The 17593-nt window shown below is 52.8% G+C and carries 15 protein-coding genes; 5 read left to right on the forward strand and 10 right to left on the reverse strand.

Annotated features, from left to right (window positions below; translation table 11 throughout):
- Positions 1-182 precede the first annotated feature (182 nt).
- On the forward strand, positions 183-1541 hold the full coding sequence (locus tag L1N82_RS15290; RefSeq protein ID WP_235288319.1) for a stalk domain-containing protein: 1359 nt from the start codon (positions 183-185) through the stop codon (positions 1539-1541).
- Between the two features lie 111 nt (positions 1542-1652).
- Here L1N82_RS15290 and L1N82_RS15295 read toward each other — a convergent pair whose 3' ends face one another.
- The gene (locus L1N82_RS15295; RefSeq protein WP_235288320.1) at positions 1653-2039 is read right to left on the reverse strand and encodes a kinase-associated lipoprotein B; all 387 of its coding nucleotides are present in this window, start codon (positions 2037-2039) and stop codon (positions 1653-1655) included.
- A 168-nt stretch (positions 2040-2207) separates the two neighbouring features.
- Between L1N82_RS15295 and L1N82_RS15300 the strand changes: the two genes are divergently transcribed.
- Together L1N82_RS15300 and L1N82_RS15305 are read left to right on the forward strand one after the other, a co-directional pair.
- Positions 2208-3323 (forward strand): MGDG synthase family glycosyltransferase, encoded by a 1116-nt coding sequence (locus tag L1N82_RS15300; RefSeq protein WP_235288321.1) that lies wholly within the window; start codon positions 2208-2210, stop codon positions 3321-3323.
- 118 nt (positions 3324-3441) lie between these two features.
- Complete coding sequence (locus L1N82_RS15305; protein WP_235288322.1) at positions 3442-4854, forward strand: NAD-dependent malic enzyme; 1413 nt, start codon at positions 3442-3444, stop codon at positions 4852-4854.
- 85 nt (positions 4855-4939) lie between these two features.
- Here L1N82_RS15305 and L1N82_RS15310 read toward each other — a convergent pair whose 3' ends face one another.
- From L1N82_RS15310 to L1N82_RS15335, 6 genes are all read right to left on the reverse strand, one after another.
- Entirely contained in the window at positions 4940-5974 is a 1035-nt protein-coding gene (locus tag L1N82_RS15310; protein ID WP_235288323.1) for a C40 family peptidase, read from the reverse strand.
- Positions 5975-6605: 631 nt separating this feature from the next.
- On the reverse strand, positions 6606-7505 hold the full coding sequence (locus L1N82_RS15315; protein WP_235288467.1) for a cation diffusion facilitator family transporter: 900 nt from the start codon (positions 7503-7505) through the stop codon (positions 6606-6608).
- A gap of 296 nt (positions 7506-7801) precedes the next feature.
- A complete protein-coding gene (locus L1N82_RS15320) occupies positions 7802-8335 on the reverse strand; it encodes a zinc ribbon domain-containing protein (RefSeq protein WP_235288324.1) in 534 nt (177 codons plus the stop codon).
- A 93-nt stretch (positions 8336-8428) separates the two neighbouring features.
- Positions 8429-10048 (reverse strand): ABC-F family ATP-binding cassette domain-containing protein, encoded by a 1620-nt coding sequence (locus tag L1N82_RS15325; protein ID WP_235288325.1) that lies wholly within the window; start codon positions 10046-10048, stop codon positions 8429-8431.
- 169 nt (positions 10049-10217) lie between these two features.
- Positions 10218-11282: a Gfo/Idh/MocA family protein gene (locus L1N82_RS15330; RefSeq protein ID WP_235288326.1), complete on the reverse strand. Its 1065-nt coding sequence runs from the start codon at positions 11280-11282 to the stop codon at positions 10218-10220.
- Positions 11283-11382: 100 nt separating this feature from the next.
- The gene (locus tag L1N82_RS15335) at positions 11383-12420 is read right to left on the reverse strand and encodes an MBL fold metallo-hydrolase (protein WP_235288327.1); all 1038 of its coding nucleotides are present in this window, start codon (positions 12418-12420) and stop codon (positions 11383-11385) included.
- A gap of 188 nt (positions 12421-12608) precedes the next feature.
- Here L1N82_RS15335 and L1N82_RS15340 point away from each other — a divergent pair, with 188 nt between their 5' ends.
- A complete protein-coding gene (locus tag L1N82_RS15340; RefSeq protein WP_235288328.1) occupies positions 12609-13784 on the forward strand; it encodes a conserved virulence factor C family protein in 1176 nt (391 codons plus the stop codon).
- Positions 13785-13897: 113 nt separating this feature from the next.
- Here the strand turns inward: L1N82_RS15340 and L1N82_RS15345 are convergent, their stop codons facing one another.
- A complete protein-coding gene (locus L1N82_RS15345) occupies positions 13898-15037 on the reverse strand; it encodes a transglutaminase domain-containing protein (protein WP_235288329.1) in 1140 nt (379 codons plus the stop codon).
- A 169-nt stretch (positions 15038-15206) separates the two neighbouring features.
- Here L1N82_RS15345 and L1N82_RS15350 point away from each other — a divergent pair, with 169 nt between their 5' ends.
- A complete protein-coding gene (locus L1N82_RS15350; RefSeq protein WP_235288330.1) occupies positions 15207-15749 on the forward strand; it encodes a L,D-transpeptidase in 543 nt (180 codons plus the stop codon).
- Here the strand turns inward: L1N82_RS15350 and L1N82_RS15355 are convergent.
- Both L1N82_RS15355 and L1N82_RS15360 read right to left on the reverse strand, forming a co-directional pair.
- Positions 15746-16210 (reverse strand): hypothetical protein, encoded by a 465-nt coding sequence (locus L1N82_RS15355; protein ID WP_235288331.1) that lies wholly within the window; start codon positions 16208-16210, stop codon positions 15746-15748. The genes L1N82_RS15350 and L1N82_RS15355 overlap by 4 nt on opposite strands.
- 610 nt (positions 16211-16820) lie before the next feature.
- Positions 16821-17462 (reverse strand): bifunctional 4-hydroxy-2-oxoglutarate aldolase/2-dehydro-3-deoxy-phosphogluconate aldolase, encoded by a 642-nt coding sequence (locus tag L1N82_RS15360; RefSeq protein WP_235288332.1) that lies wholly within the window; start codon positions 17460-17462, stop codon positions 16821-16823.
- Between the last annotated feature and the right edge of the window lie 131 nt (positions 17463-17593).

Genomic DNA, 17593 nt, shown 5'->3' on the forward strand with positions numbered 1-17593 from the left:
GGCATAATCAAGCAAAAACGGCCAGTTTCCGCATTTTCATTATTATATTATTCTAACATCACCCTATACCGATATCAATTTAATATTTTTATGGTAGTGATAAGGAATCCTTAACTGGGCGCTTGTTTTTATACACTTTTCTTCATGAACATACTATCAATATACCAAAGGACGTGCATTCAATGTATAGAAAATTCAGGAAATCCTCAGCTGCCCCTGCCGCCAAACCGTATGTCAAGCGTATGGCAGCGCTTGCTGTCGGCCTGTCGCTGTTGACGGTTCCGCTAACTACTTCTGCCTATGCTCATAACCTTAAGCTGCTGGCTGTTCCCTATACAGCAGCACAAACAGCTTCACATGAGGACCAGACTTTCCGTATCGTGGCGCTTGGCGATTCACTGACGGTAGGCTATGAATTCGGCATGGAAAACCAGCCAAACCCCATACCATACGGCTATGTGGAGCGCGTATATGAGCAAGCCCTGTTCCAAGGCTACCGCACCGAAATCGCTAATTACGGCATCCTTGGATTGAAGACTGGCGGGCTGGAACGTCTTATGGCCGCTGCCGCAATGAGCAAGCCGCTGTCGGGAGCAGAAGTCCAGACAGGCCTTTTTGACCCCCGTGCCGATAAAATCGCTGCGGGTGCTGCCGAGATCAAGGAACAGCTTCAGCTGGCCGACCTGGCTGTCCTGACGATTGGTTCCAACGACTTCTCCCCGATGATTGACCTTATTAAGGCCGGCGCGACACGGGAAGAAACGGACGCCTGGATCGACAGCATGCTGTCAGAATTTGACCTCTCCTTCTCTGCAGCCCTGAGCAGCATTCTATCTATTAATCCGAAGGTGCAGATTGTCGCCGCAGATCTCTATTCGCCGCTTCCAAACAATAAGCTGCTTGGCATTCAGGAATCCGATTACCTCTATGTACAAAGTGTATCAGCCAAGTTCCGAGCTAAGCTGAATGAGGTCAGCGGCCGTTTTTCAACGGAGGGCTATAGGGTTAAACCCGCTTACGTCGGGGAATCCTTCATTAATAATGAAACGAAATATACAACTATAGTAGCTTCCAAGGGGAAAGATATTCATCCTACCCAAAGCGGGTATACCGCTATGGGCGATGCATTTGCAAAAGCGGTGTGGGGGGAGGTACGCCAAACCTCGCCAAGGACTGCTGATCAGCCTATTTCGGTTGTTGTCAGCGGTAAAGAGGTCATAACACCGTTCAAGCCCATAATTAAGAATGGTCGCTCTTATCTGGTTTTGCGTGACATAGCCGATGCTATGGGAGCGGAGACCTCGTGGAACGCTTCATCCAAGACAGCCATCATTAAGCTTGGCAGCCGGCAGGTAGCGCTCACGATCGGCTCGGACAGCATGCTCGTCGACGGCAAGCCGGTTACCATCGACTCGCCGCCTTTCCTGCAGCGCTCCGGAAAAGAACAGAAAACCTATGTTCCGCTTGCCGTTCTGGCTGACGGGCTGGGTTATCAGGTAGTCTACCGGGCTCCGATAAAAACAGCATTCATTAATTCATAGTTACAAACGTAGAATGTATGGTAACAAGCATATATCAGCAGATATGAAACAGCGGTGTGTGGACGGGCCGGCACGGCTTTTAGAAGCGGCCAGGCCTGCGGTTACTCTTCCTTAATATTCACTGCGCAGCGCTTCCAGCTGCTGGATGCTTCGATCCGCCCAGCGCCTTAGTCTCTCCAAATCTGCAAGCTCTGATTCCACCGCATGCATTAGCGACTCGCGGTAATCCGGTATATGGCCGCTGTACGGCTGCAGATCATTAATGAGAGCAAGCGCTTTTTCCGTGTAGCTCAATGCACGACGCTCATGGAACATCGGTACATCCGGGTTATACGGGTTGTGAAGGTCCCCCTGCTCCGGATGCTTCAATACGGCCAGCACCTTAACAACAGCACGCGGGCCGCTGATTTCCATGACTTCTCCAATGTAGACACCGGATTTGTAATTCATCTTGACGTTCTGTCCTGGCGCGGGAAAATCTTTTGCCGGTTGGCTCATCTTTTTGCACCTTCCAATCGTATAAATTATGGAGTTTAAATCTATTGTACCTCATTTTTCAATTTCTTTAGAAGAACTTAAGCGGCCAAGGCGCTGCGGAAGGGGCGAACCACCTTGTCAATCGGCATTTCCTCCCGTAATATGGTATTAGGAAAAGTAGGTGAGACGATGCGTAAAAAAAGAGTGCTTCTGCTCTCTGAGGGGTTCGGTTCCGGACATACCCAAGCCGCTTATGCGCTGGCCGTTGGCATCAAGCAGCTCAATCCTGATATTCAGACCCGCGTAATCGAGCTCGGTAAATTTCTCAACCCGGTGCTGGGTCCCTGGATCGTATCAGCATACCGCAAAACCGTCAGCAAACAACCCAAGCTGGTCGGCATGATGTACCGGACGAACTATAAACGTTCGCTGAACCGCTTCACGCAGCTTGCGCTGCACAGGATATTTTACACACATACCTCCCAGGTCATCGCTCAGCTTAAGCCCGACCTGATCGTGTGTACGCATCCCGTGCCCAATGCTGTCGTCGGGCGGCTCAAGCGCCTTGGCCTGAATGTGCCATTATATACACTAATTACGGATTATGATGCACACGGCACATGGACCAATGCCGAAGTGACCAAATACCTGGTCTCGACCCCCATTGTTAAACGCAAGCTGATGGCGCACGGTATCCCGCCCGCTCGGATCGAAGTAACAGGCATTCCCGTTCATCCTACGTTCTGGACAACATTTGACCGCAATGAAATTCAGCGTCAATTCGATCTTAAGCCTATGCCGACTGTACTTGTTATGGGCGGAGGCTGGGGACTGCTGCAGGATAACGACTTATTCGAATACATGGCCCGTTACCGGGATAAGGTACAGCTGATCTTCTGCGTTGGAAGCAATGAGAAGGTCCGCGGGCAGATGGCATCCAACCCACTGTTCCAGCATACCAATATTAAGATTCTGGGCTTTACTCGCGAGGTCAGCAAGCTAATGGATGTGTCGGACCTGCTTATTACAAAACCCGGCGGCATGACCTGTACCGAGGGACTCAGCAAAGGCATACCTATGCTGTTCTATGAGCCGATTCCCGGTCAAGAGGAAGAGAATTGCGAATACTTTATCCGCAACGGCTTTGGCGAAATGCTTGACAGCAGACAGACGATAGACAAGTGGTTTACGCTGATTCAGGAGCCTTATGCCACCGTGCAATTCCGCAGAACCCTGATGTCCAAGCGCAACCAACAATATAATCCGGAACAATGCTCCCGCGCCATACTGCAGATGATGCAGTAACCGGCGCTTTTCTTTTATAAAGGCATAACAAGCAGCCAAGGAACGTAAACAGTTATGAGTGTGAAGCGCGCAGACCCGGGTAACATATATAGATACTGAACTGGAGGCGATAGTTTATATGGCTAAAGCACTGGACGGTAAAACAATCATCCTGCGAGTCGAGCTTGACACAAAGCAAGCTGCTTTCGGGCAGGCTGCCGGTGCCATTGAACAGGCTGGCGGTGATCTCGTCGCAATTGACGTAATCGAAACCGGACGCGATCGGACGGTTCGTGACCTGACGGTAAAAGTAAATGATACAGTGACGTTGCCCGCCATCAAGGAAGCACTCGGCGCAATGCCAGGCATCCGGCTTGTAAATGTATCTGACCGCACCTTCCTGCTTCACTTGGGCGGCAAAATCAGCGTCCAGCCCAAGACACCGATTCAAAACCGCGATGATCTCTCACGGGTGTATACACCCGAGGTAGCCCGGGTTTGCCAGGCCATTCATGAGGATCCCGCTAAAGCATTCACGTTGACCGTCAAGCGGAATACGGTAGCGGTTGTCTCTGATGGCAGCGCTGTACTCGGTCTTGGCAATATCGGCCCATATGCCGCCATGCCCGTCATGGAAGGAAAGGCCATGCTGTTCAAACAATTTGCCGATGTGGACGCCTTCCCCCTATGCCTGGACACACAGGACACTGAGTCGATTATCGCAGCCGTCAAAGCGGTTGCACCCGGTTTCGGCGGCATTAACCTGGAAGATATTGCGGCTCCAAGATGCTTCGAGATCGAACAGCGGCTCCGCCAGGAGCTCGACATCCCCGTATTCCATGATGACCAGCATGGCACCGCGGTCGTCCTGTATGCCGGTCTTCTAAACGCTCTCAAGCTCACCGGCCGTAAGCTGCAGGATGCCCGGATTGTCGTCTGCGGTATTGGAGCTGCCGGAACGGCATGTACCAAGATGCTGCTTGCCGGCGGCGCCCGCGACATTGTAGGCGTGGACAAGGAAGGCATTCTCACCACCGAAAAAAAGTATGCTCATCCTATGTGGAATTGGTATGCAGAGCATACAAACCCGCGGAAAATCAGCGGCGGTCTAGCCGATGCCGTTAAAGAAGCGGATGTATTCATTGGCGTATCTGCCGGCGGGTTGCTGAAACGTGAGCATATCCTCTCCATGGCGGAGGAGCCTATCGTATTTGCCATGGCCAATCCCGAGCCGGAGATCCGGCCCGAGGATGCGGAGGATCTTGTTGCCGTATTCGCCACAGGGCGTTCCGATTACCCCAATCAGATTAATAACGTGCTTTGCTTTCCAGGCATCTTCCGCGGAGCCTTGGATTGCCGCGCTTCAGAGATCAATGAGCCGATGAAGCTGGCTGCGGCTGAAGCAATTGCAGCCGTCATTGATCCCGAAGAGCTGAACCGGTTCTATATCATACCGAGTGTATTTAACAGCCGGGTTGTCAGCGAGGTTCGCCGGCGGGTCATTCAAGCCGCCTTGGCAAGCGGCGCAGCACGCCGCACGCCCCGCGAGTAAGCAGCTAGCGTGCTGCTCTTGAGTAACGGTATTACAGCAAAAATAAGGGGTGACTGCCTAATCCAGTCACCCCTTTTGCTAACAACTACTTGATTACACTGCCGCCAAACAGGAAGCGATATTCCCAATGATTTCCGCCAATTCTGTCGATCCGCACCCCGCCTGACGTCTTCGAGTACGTATGAAGGATTTGTCCGTCTCCCAGATAGACAGCCGCATGCGTAATCCTCGCCGTCTCCTTATCCACAGAGCTGTAGCTGGAAGCACTTGAGCCCTTATAGCTCATGAAGAACAGGATGTCCCCCCGCTTCAGCTGGCTTAAGGATTTGCTGTCCATCCCAAGCTGCTTCACATAGTCGCCCTGCTTACGGGAATCCGCCGGAAGCGTGAGGCCTGCGCCGTCAATGAACATCTGGCGTATCAGATCGGAACAGTCAAACGTTGCCGTCGTGCTGCGGCTTGAGCCATACTCATACGGCGTGCCCAGATAACCCATTCCTGCCGCCACTACTTTCTCGATAACAACAGAACCTCCAACCGCTGGTGCCGACTCCGGGGCAGATAGTGGGGCTGAAGCCGGGGCTTGTACTGCATTCCCGTCCGTTACTTGAATATACCTGCTGTTTGTGCTCGTATATCCAGTCACACCGTCGCTGTCCTTCACTTGATACCAATAACTGTTTGGTTGACTTACAACCGTAACAGCCTCTCCGCTCTGCAGATAACGGATACGCTGGGCTCCTGTCGACGGGCTTGTCCGGAAGGATACCGAGTTCACGATTACCGCGTTCGCTCCTGCCGATGCTGGTGAAGCAGCCGTCTCGCTGACGGCCGTACCCGTTACCTGCGTGTATTTGCTCTGAGTCGATATATATCCAATGACACCTTGTCCGTCCTTCACTTGAAACCAGTAAGCATTGGGTTGGCCTAGTACGGCAACCTTCTCGCCTTTCTTAAGGTAGCGGATGAAACCGCCGTTCACACTCGGCTTCCCTCTAAAGCTTACACTGTTTATGATTTCCGCCTGGGTTGCTTGTGCCGCTTTTGCCGGCGAAGGCGCCGGGAACGTGCATGCCGCTGCCACAGCAAGCGAGAGTAATAACGATGTCATTTTTTTCATATGAATAAAGCCTCCAAGTTGTCGATTTGTCTTCGTAAGGTTCTTTCCTTGCTACCCGTCCTGGTGTCTGTCATTTCCCACTGTCTTCATCCGCAAATCGCAGATGGAATCTGCCGGTATAATCAGGATTAGCCCGATCCCTCACTTCCTTCCCCGAAGGCTGTCCTCATCTGGACGGCTTGTCTGATAGCTCTTATTCTATTTGCGCAGCTGCCATAGAGCATCCAACGGGAGCCCTAATTACCAGCTGCTCCACTTCATGTCTGTTTCAAAAGGTCTGGCGCTGGTTATCAACCCCCGCAAAGGACATCTGAAACAGCCAACCGCCAAAAAAAGCGGAGCGCCGGGAAAAAATATTCCTTTGCTCGCAGTTTGCAGACAATCCTGACCTTCCTTAAATATAGGGCTAAAGTCCTTCTAACTATATTTCGTTCCAGGACTTGGCTGAATTTACCACCTGCCAACGAGCCGTTTCGCCTGGCCTTCCATACATTTACCAAGCGTAGGTGTTAACACAAAAAAGCCCCTTAGATAGATCATCGGCATAATCCGCTCAGGATTCCAATGTTTATCGAAGGGACTTGCTGCCAATCCATGAAACAGTACTTCTTGTAGAGCCGGCATCATCATTTTAGTGCGTGTCCGGTTTTCTGACCGCCTCTTCCATGATATGCGGCTCAACATGGACGTGGACATTTAATATATTATGTTCGCCTTCCATCCGTCTCTCTATCTCGTCGCTAATACGATGACTCTCAATTAAGGACAAACTGGGATCTACCTGTACAATGACATCAATCAGCACATTACTGCCATGAACCCTTGCCTTGATATCCTTAATGGAACGAACCCCTTTCGTCCCTTCAATTGTCATCCGCAGATTATTCAACTGATTGACATCAAATCCGTCAGTTAAGGCATGAGTGGAGCTGTGGAATATCTCCCATGCTGTCTTGCAGATAATGATACCGACCGCCAACGCAGCTACAGGGTCCATCCATGGCAAGCCGAATTGAGAACCAATAATCCCGATTGCAGCCCCTACCCCCACAAGAGCATCCGCCAGATTGTCCTTCGCAGCCGCCATCAGAGCCTGATTCTCAATTCGCTTCGCAAGCCGCCGGTTGTACCAGTATACACCCAGCATACATGCGGAAGCAGCGAGGGCAATCCAAGCCGAGTTCAGATCCGGGACTGCCTTTGCCTCAGCAAACAGGGAACGAACAGCACCTATCAACACCTGCAAACCAACTGTTGCCATAATGAAGGAGGCTACCAGAGCCGCGATCGTCTCCGCCCTAAAGTGGCCATAGGGATGATCCTGGTCCGGCGGCTTCTGAGAGATGCGGAGGCCAATTAAGACGGCCGTAGACGCGATGATATCTGTGAGGTTGTTGAATCCGTCCGCTACGAGTGCACTCGAAAGAAACCAGTAGCCTGCCGCAAGCTTAACTGTCGACAGAACCAGGTAGGCCGAAATACTAACCCATGCTCCCCGTTCCCCTGCCTTAATCTTCTGATATTGATCCAGCTTCTCCGCCTCCGTTCCAAGCTTTTTCCAATATCGGTATCATACCTGACGAATCCTGTGTGGGTCTAGAGAAACAGTGTTGCCGCAGCCCCAGCATTATGTAGCGGGGCAATTAGTTTGCCCCTATTCAACTTTCTCTCCTTGCGCTTTTAAGCCGCCCTACAACTATTAAGCATACCCAGGAGCCGCATATTTCACACGCTGCAGCAAGCCAAAAAGAGGACAGCTTATCCATAGGGAAATCCCCCTGGCGCTGTCCCCCATATTTCGACCACTGTGAAAACGACTACAGCTGATTAACGCTGAGCGGTGTCGTCCGGGTCGTTCTTAACATATTCGCCTGTCGCTGCGCCAGCCGACAGCTCATCTCCGCAGCCAACGCAATAGCGTGCAGCCATATCATTCTCCGCTCCGCAGCGGTTGCATATGACACGGATTTCTGCCGCTGTGGTATCTGGCGCCTTCGGCTGCTCCTCCTCCGGGAATTTCTTCCCGCACTCTGGACAATAGCGTACACCGGCTGAAACAACCGTCTCGCAGCCGGAACAGGTCTTCTCCAGCTTAATATCCTTAATCTTCGTCTGGATTTGCGTAATTTCTTGTTCGAGCTCGGTAAGCTCGGCACAGTAGTCCATTACTTCTTCCTCGGAGGTCGAGACGTCGCCTGCTATATAGGACCTGTAGACCGATTGGCCAATACGGGCATACAGCTTATCCATCTCCTTCTCCCTGCTCGAAATCTGGGATTTCAGCCGGGTGATCTCAACGGTCTGCTCTACCTTGCGGGCTGCCTCGGAGGCGCCCTGCTTCATGCGCTCGAACAAAGACATGCTCACTACCCCTTCTCTTGAGGACAAAATTTCATTGGTTATTACCCGCTGCTATCTTTATCCGTCCGGGCCGACAGACCGTCATACGACTGACTATGCGGAGTAAGCCCGCTCCCGGAGCTCCTTAACCTCACTGCTCTCCAGGTATTCGTCATAGGTCATCATCCGGTCGATAACACCATTCGGGGTAATTTCAACAATCCGGTTCGCAATGGTCTGCACGAACTGATGGTCATGCGAGGTGAAGATCAGCGTGCCGTCAAAATCAATCAGCCCGTTATTAAGCGCCGTGATCGACTCCAGATCCAGGTGGTTCGTCGGCTCATCCATCAGCAGGACGTTAGCGCCCGAGAGCATCGCCTTCGACAGCATGCAGCGAACCTTCTCGCCGCCGGAGAGGACATTCGCCTTCTTGAGCGCCTCATCCCCCGAGAACAGCATGCGGCCGAGGAAGCCGCGGATGAAGGATTCATCCTGATCCTTCGAATACTGGCGCAGCCAATCCACCAGGGTCATCTCCACGCCGTCGAAGTAAGCCGAGTTGTCCTTCGGGAAATATGCCTGAGTCGTTGTAATGCCCCACTGGTAGGTGCCGGCATCCGGCTCCACTTCACCCGTGAGAATCTGGAACAAGAGCGTCTTCGGCAGCGAATCCGGACCGACGAGCGCAATTTTGTCGCCCTTGTTCACCGTCAGGGTAAGATTGTCAATCAGCTTGGTACCGTCAATCGACTTTGTAAGACCTTCTGCGAGCAGCAGCTGCTTGCCGGCCTCACGCTCAGGCTTAAAGTTAATGAACGGATACTTGCGGTTGGACGGACGAATGTCATCGAGCGAAATTTTATCAAGCAGCTTCTTACGGGAGGTCGCCTGCTTCGCCTTGGACTTGTTCGCGCTGAAGCGCTGAATGAACGCCTGCAGCTCCTTGATCTTGTCTTCCTTCTTCTTGTTCTGGTCGCGCATCAGCTGCAGCGCCAGCTGGCTGGATTCATACCAGAAGTCATAGTTGCCCACATACATCTGGATTTTACCAAAATCGATATCAGCGATATGGGTACATACCGTATTCAGGAAGTGACGGTCATGGGAGACCACGATAACTGTGCCTTCGTAACCGGCCAGGAAGTTCTCCAGCCATTCAATCGACTGCATATCCAGATGGTTGGTAGGCTCATCGAGCAGCAGGATCTGCGGGTTGCCGAACAGCGCCTGAGCAAGCAGGACACGGACCTTCTCATTGCCGTCCAGCTCGTTCATTTGCCGGTCATGCATCTCAGTCGGGATACCCAGACCATTCAGCATCGCTGCCGCCTCTGATTCGGCTTCCCATCCGTTCATCTCGGCAAATTCGGCTTCCAGCTCGCCTGCACGCATGCCGTCCTCATCGGTGAAATCGGCCTTCATGTAGATGGCGTCCTTCTCCTTCATTACCTCGTACAGCTTCTTGTAGCCCATAATAACGGTATCCAGAACCTTGAACTCATCGTATTCATAGTGGTTCTGCTTCAGCACTGCGATCCGCTCACCCGGTGTAATATGCACCTCGCCGTTGGTCGGCTCGATCTCACCGGAGAGAATCTTGAGGAATGTCGACTTGCCCGCACCGTTGGCACCAATCAGTCCGTAACAGTTGCCGGGGGTAAACTTAATATTCACATCTTCAAAGAGTGCGCGCTTGCCATAGCGAAGCGTTACTCCACTTGTACTTATCATGTTATAAATCCCGTCCTTATGTTCAAAATCTTGTTCATCCTACCATTATAGCATAAGGCAGCAGGCCAGAACCACGCCCCAGCTTGTACTTCTTCAGCCAAAAACAAGCATTCCGCCTGCCGGCAGCAGGAAAACGGAATGCTTGTTCTGAGTTTCGCGCCTGGATGCGCTAGTCCCAGTTGAGCTTCACTTCATTGCCCGAACGGGAGGATTCATAGATGGCGCTCAGTATCCGATTATTCGTATAGCCGGAGAGCGCTGATGTAATCGGCTCTTTGTTCTCCCGGATGCATTCAATAAAGTGGCGTCCCAGCAAGGTTCTGTCATCCTCCCCGCCGAGAGGCTCCACCTCAGTCTCTACGATCTGGTCGAACGCATGATGGACCAGCAATCCCCGGCCGCCGATCATGGCTCCGCCCGCCTCCGTGCCCATCAGATGAATGAACGGCTCTTCGGACATCCCCGCCGCATGTGCCGCCCAGCTCACTTCCAGCGACAGAGTGGCGCCGTTGTCCATCTTGATCAAGGCTGTAGCCAGATCCTCGACATCATAGTAACCGTCCCAGTTGGGCGTTCCCCAGGTACCGATCCCCTTGCGCTGCGGACCGAATTCCGCGTAAGTCGTGCCGTAGACCGAGACCGGCTTTGGGTTGCCCATCAGATACAGGGCAAGATCGAGCATATGAACACCGATATCAATCAGCGGGCCGCCGCCGGCTTCATTCATGCGCGTAAACCAGGAGCCCCAGCCGGGAATCCCCTTCTTGCGCATCCAGCCCGCCTTCGCATTATAGATCCGTCCCAGACCGCCCTTGTCAATATGCTGCTTAAGCGCACGGCTTAGACCCGTCCACCGCATCTGGTGGCCGAGCATCAAGATCCTGCCGGACTGCTCCTTTGCTTCAAGAATCTCGCGCGCCGAGTCCGCACTGTTGGCCATCGGCTTCTCCAGCAGGACATGCTTGCCCTGGCGAAGCGCTTCGATAGCCAGCGGTGCATGATGCTTGTTCGGAACCGCGACTACTACCGCATCTATCTCGGGATCCTCCAGCATATGCTGAGGGCTTTGATGAATAACAGGTATCGTATGCTCCTTCGCCCGCTGCTCGGCAAGTGGAAGATAAGCGTCCGTAACGCTTGCAAGCGTTACGTCAGGTATCCGTCCGAACACTTCCATGTGGACATTACCGATGGCACCTGCACCGATAATACCCAGTCGTATCGTAGATGACATGGGTACAGATCCTCCCTTAACAAAAGTTCGTCATTCTTGTATTATACCGCTCACGGCAGCCCGGCCACCATGTCGGGGATTGGCGTTGTTGTCTGCTTTTTTAGCCCTCATGATGGCTTCCGTTCATCTTCCATGTCTCTCCATGCGGCAGAATGACCAGCTTGTCGGAGGGAATATTCAGCCTTCCTCTGCCGGCCTCAAGCCTGTCAAGCGCTTCCTTTGGCGTATCATCCGCCAGCTTGAACGATCCGTAGTGCATGGGCACAAACCAGCCTGCTTTGGTGTCGAGGAAAGCCTGCAGTGACTCCTCTGGCGAAACATGCTGCGGTCCCATGAACCACTCGGGGTCGTAAGCGCCGATCGGCATCAGCGCCACGTCAATTTTGAAGCGGCGTCCTATCTCTGCAAACCCCCGGAAATACCCGCTGTCACCGGCAAAATAGATGACAGGAGACGACGGCACTACCGGTCGGTCATCATAACTGCCGACCTGCGGCTCTTCCGGCACCTCAACTGCAGATTGTCCGACCGCGGCTGCAGCATGAGCAGCTGTCGGCTCGATCACCCAGCCGCCCCAATGCGATTTATTCATATCCCACGGATTGCGCCGTGTCCAATGCTGGGAAGGAACAAACGTAAACTTGAGCCCCCTTATCGTTACCGATTCCCACCACTCCAGCTCCTTGACCTTCATGAAGCCCTTGAACTGAAGCTTGCTCTTCAAGCCCCCTGGCACCAGTATCGTTTTGGAACCGCTCAAACGACGCAGGGAGGATACACTCAGATGGTCATAATGGGAGTGGGACACCAGTACAACATCAATCGGCGGCATATCTTCAATAGCAACTCCCGGCGGCGCCATCCGCTTATGTAGGGCAAGCTGTGTGGACCATACAGGGTCCGTCACAATATTGAGTCCCGAGTGCTGAATCAAGAAGGTCGAATGACCGATCCAAGTCAGCGCCGGCTCTGTGCGGTTATGGTGCAGATAAGTCAGGTCCGGCTTCACATTTGGCACAATGTAGCTGTAATCCTTCTCCCTAGCCTTGCGCGCTCTCTCCTGACGCCATCTGTTGAAATGGTTCATTGTTTTTTCCGTAAATACGGGGTCCAGGTTCACATAACGGTCTTTCCGCATACAGCCATTCCCTCCCGTAGAACGTTTCTCGTTATAAGATATCAATTCGGCTCGCGCAGAGCAAATATGGCGGTCATGCCAGCATGCTGGCACATTTGGTATTCGCAGCGAATTGGTCTACACTAATAGTATGATTCTTCACTCCATCATTATCTTGAGAAAATCAGACAAGAAGGAGGTCTTCTACCATGAAGCTGTTATCAATCGAACCGACACCAAGCCCGAACTCTATGAAGCTTAATGTCGATGAAAAATGGCCCTCCGGCCGCAGAGCAACCTACACGCTGGAGCAAAAGGATGAAGCCCCCGAGTTCTTCCGCGGGCTCCTCGCGATTGAAGGCGTGCGCAGCGTCTTCCGGACGGCCGACTTCATTGCGCTCGACCGCAAGCCGGGCGCAGACTGGCAGCGTATCTTAAGCGATGCCCGTGCGCTGTTCGAAGCCGGGGATGAAGCCGGCGGCGAGGGAGGAGTTCAGCGGGCGGACGAGACGAATACCGGCTTTGGAGAAGCCCATGTGCTCGTACAGACCTACCGCGGCATTCCCATCCAGATCCGTGTCCGCATGGCGGATCACGAGTCACGGCTAGCACTGCCCGAACCATTCGGAAGAGCTGTCCGTGAAGCAGCCGGCGCCACAATGATCATGGAGCGCAAGCTTGAGGAATACGGTATCCGTTATGGAGAACCGGACGAGATTGCAGCCGAGGTTGCACAGGAGCTTGCGGCGGCTTACCCCGAGGAGCGTCTCAACGGACTCATAGAAGCAGCCCGATTGGCTGCCAGAGATGAGAATGGCGAGACGGAAGCTCCTGCAGTTCCGGTGCGCCCTCGGCCGCTCACAGCCGAAGAGCTGGCCGAAGCGTTGCGAAGCCCTGACTGGCAGACCCGTTACGCCGCTCTGGAGCGCACTCAGCCAACGCCTGAGCTCCTGTCCCTGATCGCATCGGCACTCCATGACGAGAAGGCATCCATACGCCGGCTTGCGGTCGTATATCTGGGTGACCTGCGGATGCCGGAAGCCCTGCCGCACCTGTTCTCCGCGCTCAAGGACAAGACACCTTCCGTCCGCAGGACAGCGGGTGACACCCTGTCCGATCTCGGTGACCCGTCCGCAGTCGGGCCGATGATCGATTCCCTGCGTGACCCGAACAAGCTGGTCCGCTGGCGCGCAGCGCGTTTCCTCTATGAGGCCGGCGATGAAACGGCGCTTGAAGCCCTGCAGGAAGCTGCCCAGGATGAGGAATTTGAAGTCCGTCTGCAGGCACAGATTGCACTTGAGCGCATCCAGCGTGGCGAAGAAGCCGCAGGCTCCGTTTGGCAGCAGATGACTGCAAGCCGCAGCTCTGGCCAGACCAAAGCATAAGAGTATTACCCAGTTATTAAACGGATAAGTCTAATAGAAAACGCCGCAGATCCTCACGATCTGCGGCGTTTACCGTATTGCGGACTCTGGTCGGCCTGCCTTATATAGACTTTCTAAGAATCCCGCTCATGCAGCTCGAACGAAAGCTCCAGCAGCACCGCTCCCTCCGAACCAAACGGCGAGTAAGAAGCTTTGTAGGAAGCCATCCGCGGAATGTTCCTCATGACAGCCTCCAAATCCTTCTTCAGCTGCCCGCCCGGCAGATAACGGAGCTTGACGCTCTCCTTTCCCTCGCTGGCAGCCTGCTCAATACGGCGTTGCAGGACATCTGAAGTAGCCGCTGTGTACTCGGGCTTCAGCCACTTATAGCTGAGCACCTCCTCCAGCTGCTTGTAAAAAGCTGCCCTTGCCGGGTCACCTGCCTGTTTGCTGGCCAGCGCTGCAGAGTACGCGTCAGCCGATGGCGGATATGGCTTCGTCCATTCATGGTCTATGCGCATCTGTTCATCAGTCAGCAGGTAATAGTCATAACGAACCTGTCCCTTCACATCGGGGACGGGATCGTTCCATGTGATATCGAGATGGTACCAGCGGCCGTCCAGCTGAACGAGGTTCCAGGCGTGATCCCCCGTAGCAACCGTACCTTCTACGATCCGGACGGGGATGCCGGCCCCATGCAGCATCTTATAAGCCAGCAGAGAGTATCCCTGACAGACCGCACTGCCGCTGCGCAGTGCTGAGTAAGCGGTATAATTTTCAAGCTTGGTATCATAGGAAAGGCGAAGCACAATCCAATCATGAATGGCCTTAACCTTCTGGTGCTCGTTCATATCCGGGCGGATCAGCTGTTTCAGCACCTGCCTGATTTGCCTGTCCACCTCGGCCGTCTGCTCCAGTGTCTCCCTGTATTCCAGGTTCAGCTTCACCTTCGAGCTTCCGCCCCAGGAACGGATGGAGTAAAAATACGAATCAACGATATAGGCTGTGTATTCGTCCCGGGATATAGCCTGCCGGATGGTCTGCTTGATCCCCTCAGACAGCTCCTGCTTATCCCCTGTGTAGTCAAAATGCAGTACGCCGCTCCGCTTGCGGAGCGCAGCCTCGACTGAAGCTTCCAGCTCCTGCATATCGGAGGCCGTCACAGCTTCCGCGTAGACGGTAAACAGCTTGAACTCATTGCCGCTGCCAGCTGCCCACAGGCCCAACGTGATACAGACGATTATTAGCGTTCTTAAGAGACGCCGTCTTTTCATCTCAGTCCTCCCGTAATTTCCAGCTATATCCCCATTATATCCAACTCCCGCCAGTCTATAAAGGCAGTCCTGCAATCAGATCCAGCTGTAACTCTACCTTTAACATAATTATCCCGTCCCATGACCAAACTAAGACGTATAACATGCGTACTGCTATGGAGGGGTTAATATGTTCAGCCGGCAAAAATGGATAGCGGCAGCTGTGTTGGCAATAGCCGCCATTATCTATGTTAATCCCATATCCGCCGCTGTCCCCGCCGATTCCACTACTCCGGCCAACAGGAGCGTCAAGGAATCCGGGAAACCATACCGGATAGCAGATTCCGAAGATGAGGTCTATCTGCTCATTGATAAATCCAGCCACTATCTGCAGGTCATACTGAACAGCAAATCTGTCCTCACCTTCCCGGTAGCTACAGGGAGGGGAGCATTGACGCCAAGCGGAGTATTTACTATTGCCAATAAGATTGTGAATCCCTGGTACCTGCCAGGGAATATACCCGGCGGCGATAAGCGCAATCCTTTTGGAACCAGATGGATGGGGCTCAGTATCCCTTATACCGGCGGATATAAATACGGCATCCATGGAACCAACAGGCCCTATTCAATTGGCAGCAGTGTCTCGTCAGGCTGTATACGCATGCGGAATACCGATGTGGAATGGCTCTATCGTCATATCCCCATCGGCACGAAAGTCGTCATACGGGATTAAAGCCGCTCCGTCCTGCCATCATCCTCCTGCCACATCTGATACAGGTAGATCAGTACGGATACAGCCAGCATCATCAGGTAAGGCGCATACGGTGGAAGCCCCCCGGTGCCCGCCAGTCCTATTTTCTGCTGAATCGGATACCAGGCGAAGGAGTAAATACCGTCCAAAGTAACATTTACCGTTAAATAAAGCAGAAACCGGCCGTAGGTAAATTTAAATATCCATATAGTTGCCACCATATAAGACGAGTAGACCCATGGTACCGGTATGATATTATCCCAGCCAAACAATCCTTGCTCATCCCACCACTTATAGTAATGGGCGGCCTGGTAAACAAGCGAGTTAACAACGGTTACAAACCAGGCCACCGGCAGAAAACGTCTCAGCTCGGAACGCTTCAGGAAGAACAAGGACAACAGCGGTAAGACCAGCAACGCCCACAAGATGTTCTCTTCCGCCATATCACCTCACCAGCATTTCCCTTAGTATGGTATATAGTTGTTTGGATTAAACCTTAATGCGGTTGAACACTCTCTGCATAAATGAATAGAGTCATACAGTCCAGTAAGACATTAATCATACTCTGATGATCGATGCAGCCGGGTGGGGACAATATCCTGATTCCATCAGAGCAAGCGTCTACTAATCATTAGACAAGAGCCGCCGCAGCTCAAAGGGACACAATACACCCTGAGCTGCGGCGGCTCCGTTGTGTGTGGAAGCGTTCCTTCTACGCATAATCAGCAGCTTCTTTGCTTATTATTCCCTTCAATTTATCATGGGAACAGGACCAGGATTTCTTCTCAATTACTCTCTTGCCTCTCCTCTGTCTGCGAGCCTGTCTGCCTAACTAGAGAATTTAATTTTACCTGCTTTTCCACTAGTGTAAAATGCTGTAAACGATTTCACCTTTGTAATGAAACTGTAATATTACCTTCAGGTAGGATTCAGCTTAGAGTTCTATAATGATTGACATGACCCCCCTTTAGTATATATTCTCTCTTGCAGCCTGCGGCACTCTCAGCCGCAGGCCCTTTTTTTGTTGTGTTTGATATACCAGGTTCTTTAACGCTAATCCGCCTGCTGCTCTGAGACCGCATACACAAACCTGCGTGCCTGTTCGGTAAGCCTGCCCCACTCGCCACTCTGAATCCAATCCGGGTTCAGCAGCTTGCTGCCCATGCCAACCGCTGAAGCTCCAGCCTTGAAATATTGGCCGATCGTGTCAAGGTCAACCCCGCCGGTGGCCAGCATCGGTATATGATTAAGCGGGGCTTTAATTTCAGCGAGATACTTCCACCCCAATGACCCCATCGGAAAAATCTTGACCGCCTCGGCGCCTGCCTTCCAGGCACGGACAATCTCAGTTGGTGTCATAACGCCCGGCCAAACGGATACCCCCTGCTCTACGCCGAATGTAATAACCCCTTCATCAAGATTAGGAGAGATCAGATATTCAGCGCCTGCAGCGACCGCTTCTCGCGCCATCTCCACATCGAGCACAGTACCCGCACCAATACGGGCAGTCCCCCCGAAGCGCTCACGCCATCTGCCGATCGTCGCAAGGGCGTCATTCGAATTCATAGTCACTTCAATCAACCGAATACCGCCATCTATCAGCGCTTGAGCTGCCAAATCCGCTTGTTCCCCTTCATAACCGCGAAAAATTGCTACGATTTTATGCTTGTTCAACATATCCAACAGCTGACTCATATTATTCCGCCTTTCTTAGGTCATTGATGGCTTCATTATAGGCACGTTAACCCAGGCGGGCAAGCCATATCCATATCCGTATCCCTATTCCCTATGCCGCGCGGTACTCACGACTTAGGCGGGTGCCGCAT

Source organism: Paenibacillus tarimensis, assembly GCF_021532315.1.
Classification (GTDB): Bacteria; Bacillota; Bacilli; order Paenibacillales; family Paenibacillaceae; genus Paenibacillus_I; species Paenibacillus_I tarimensis.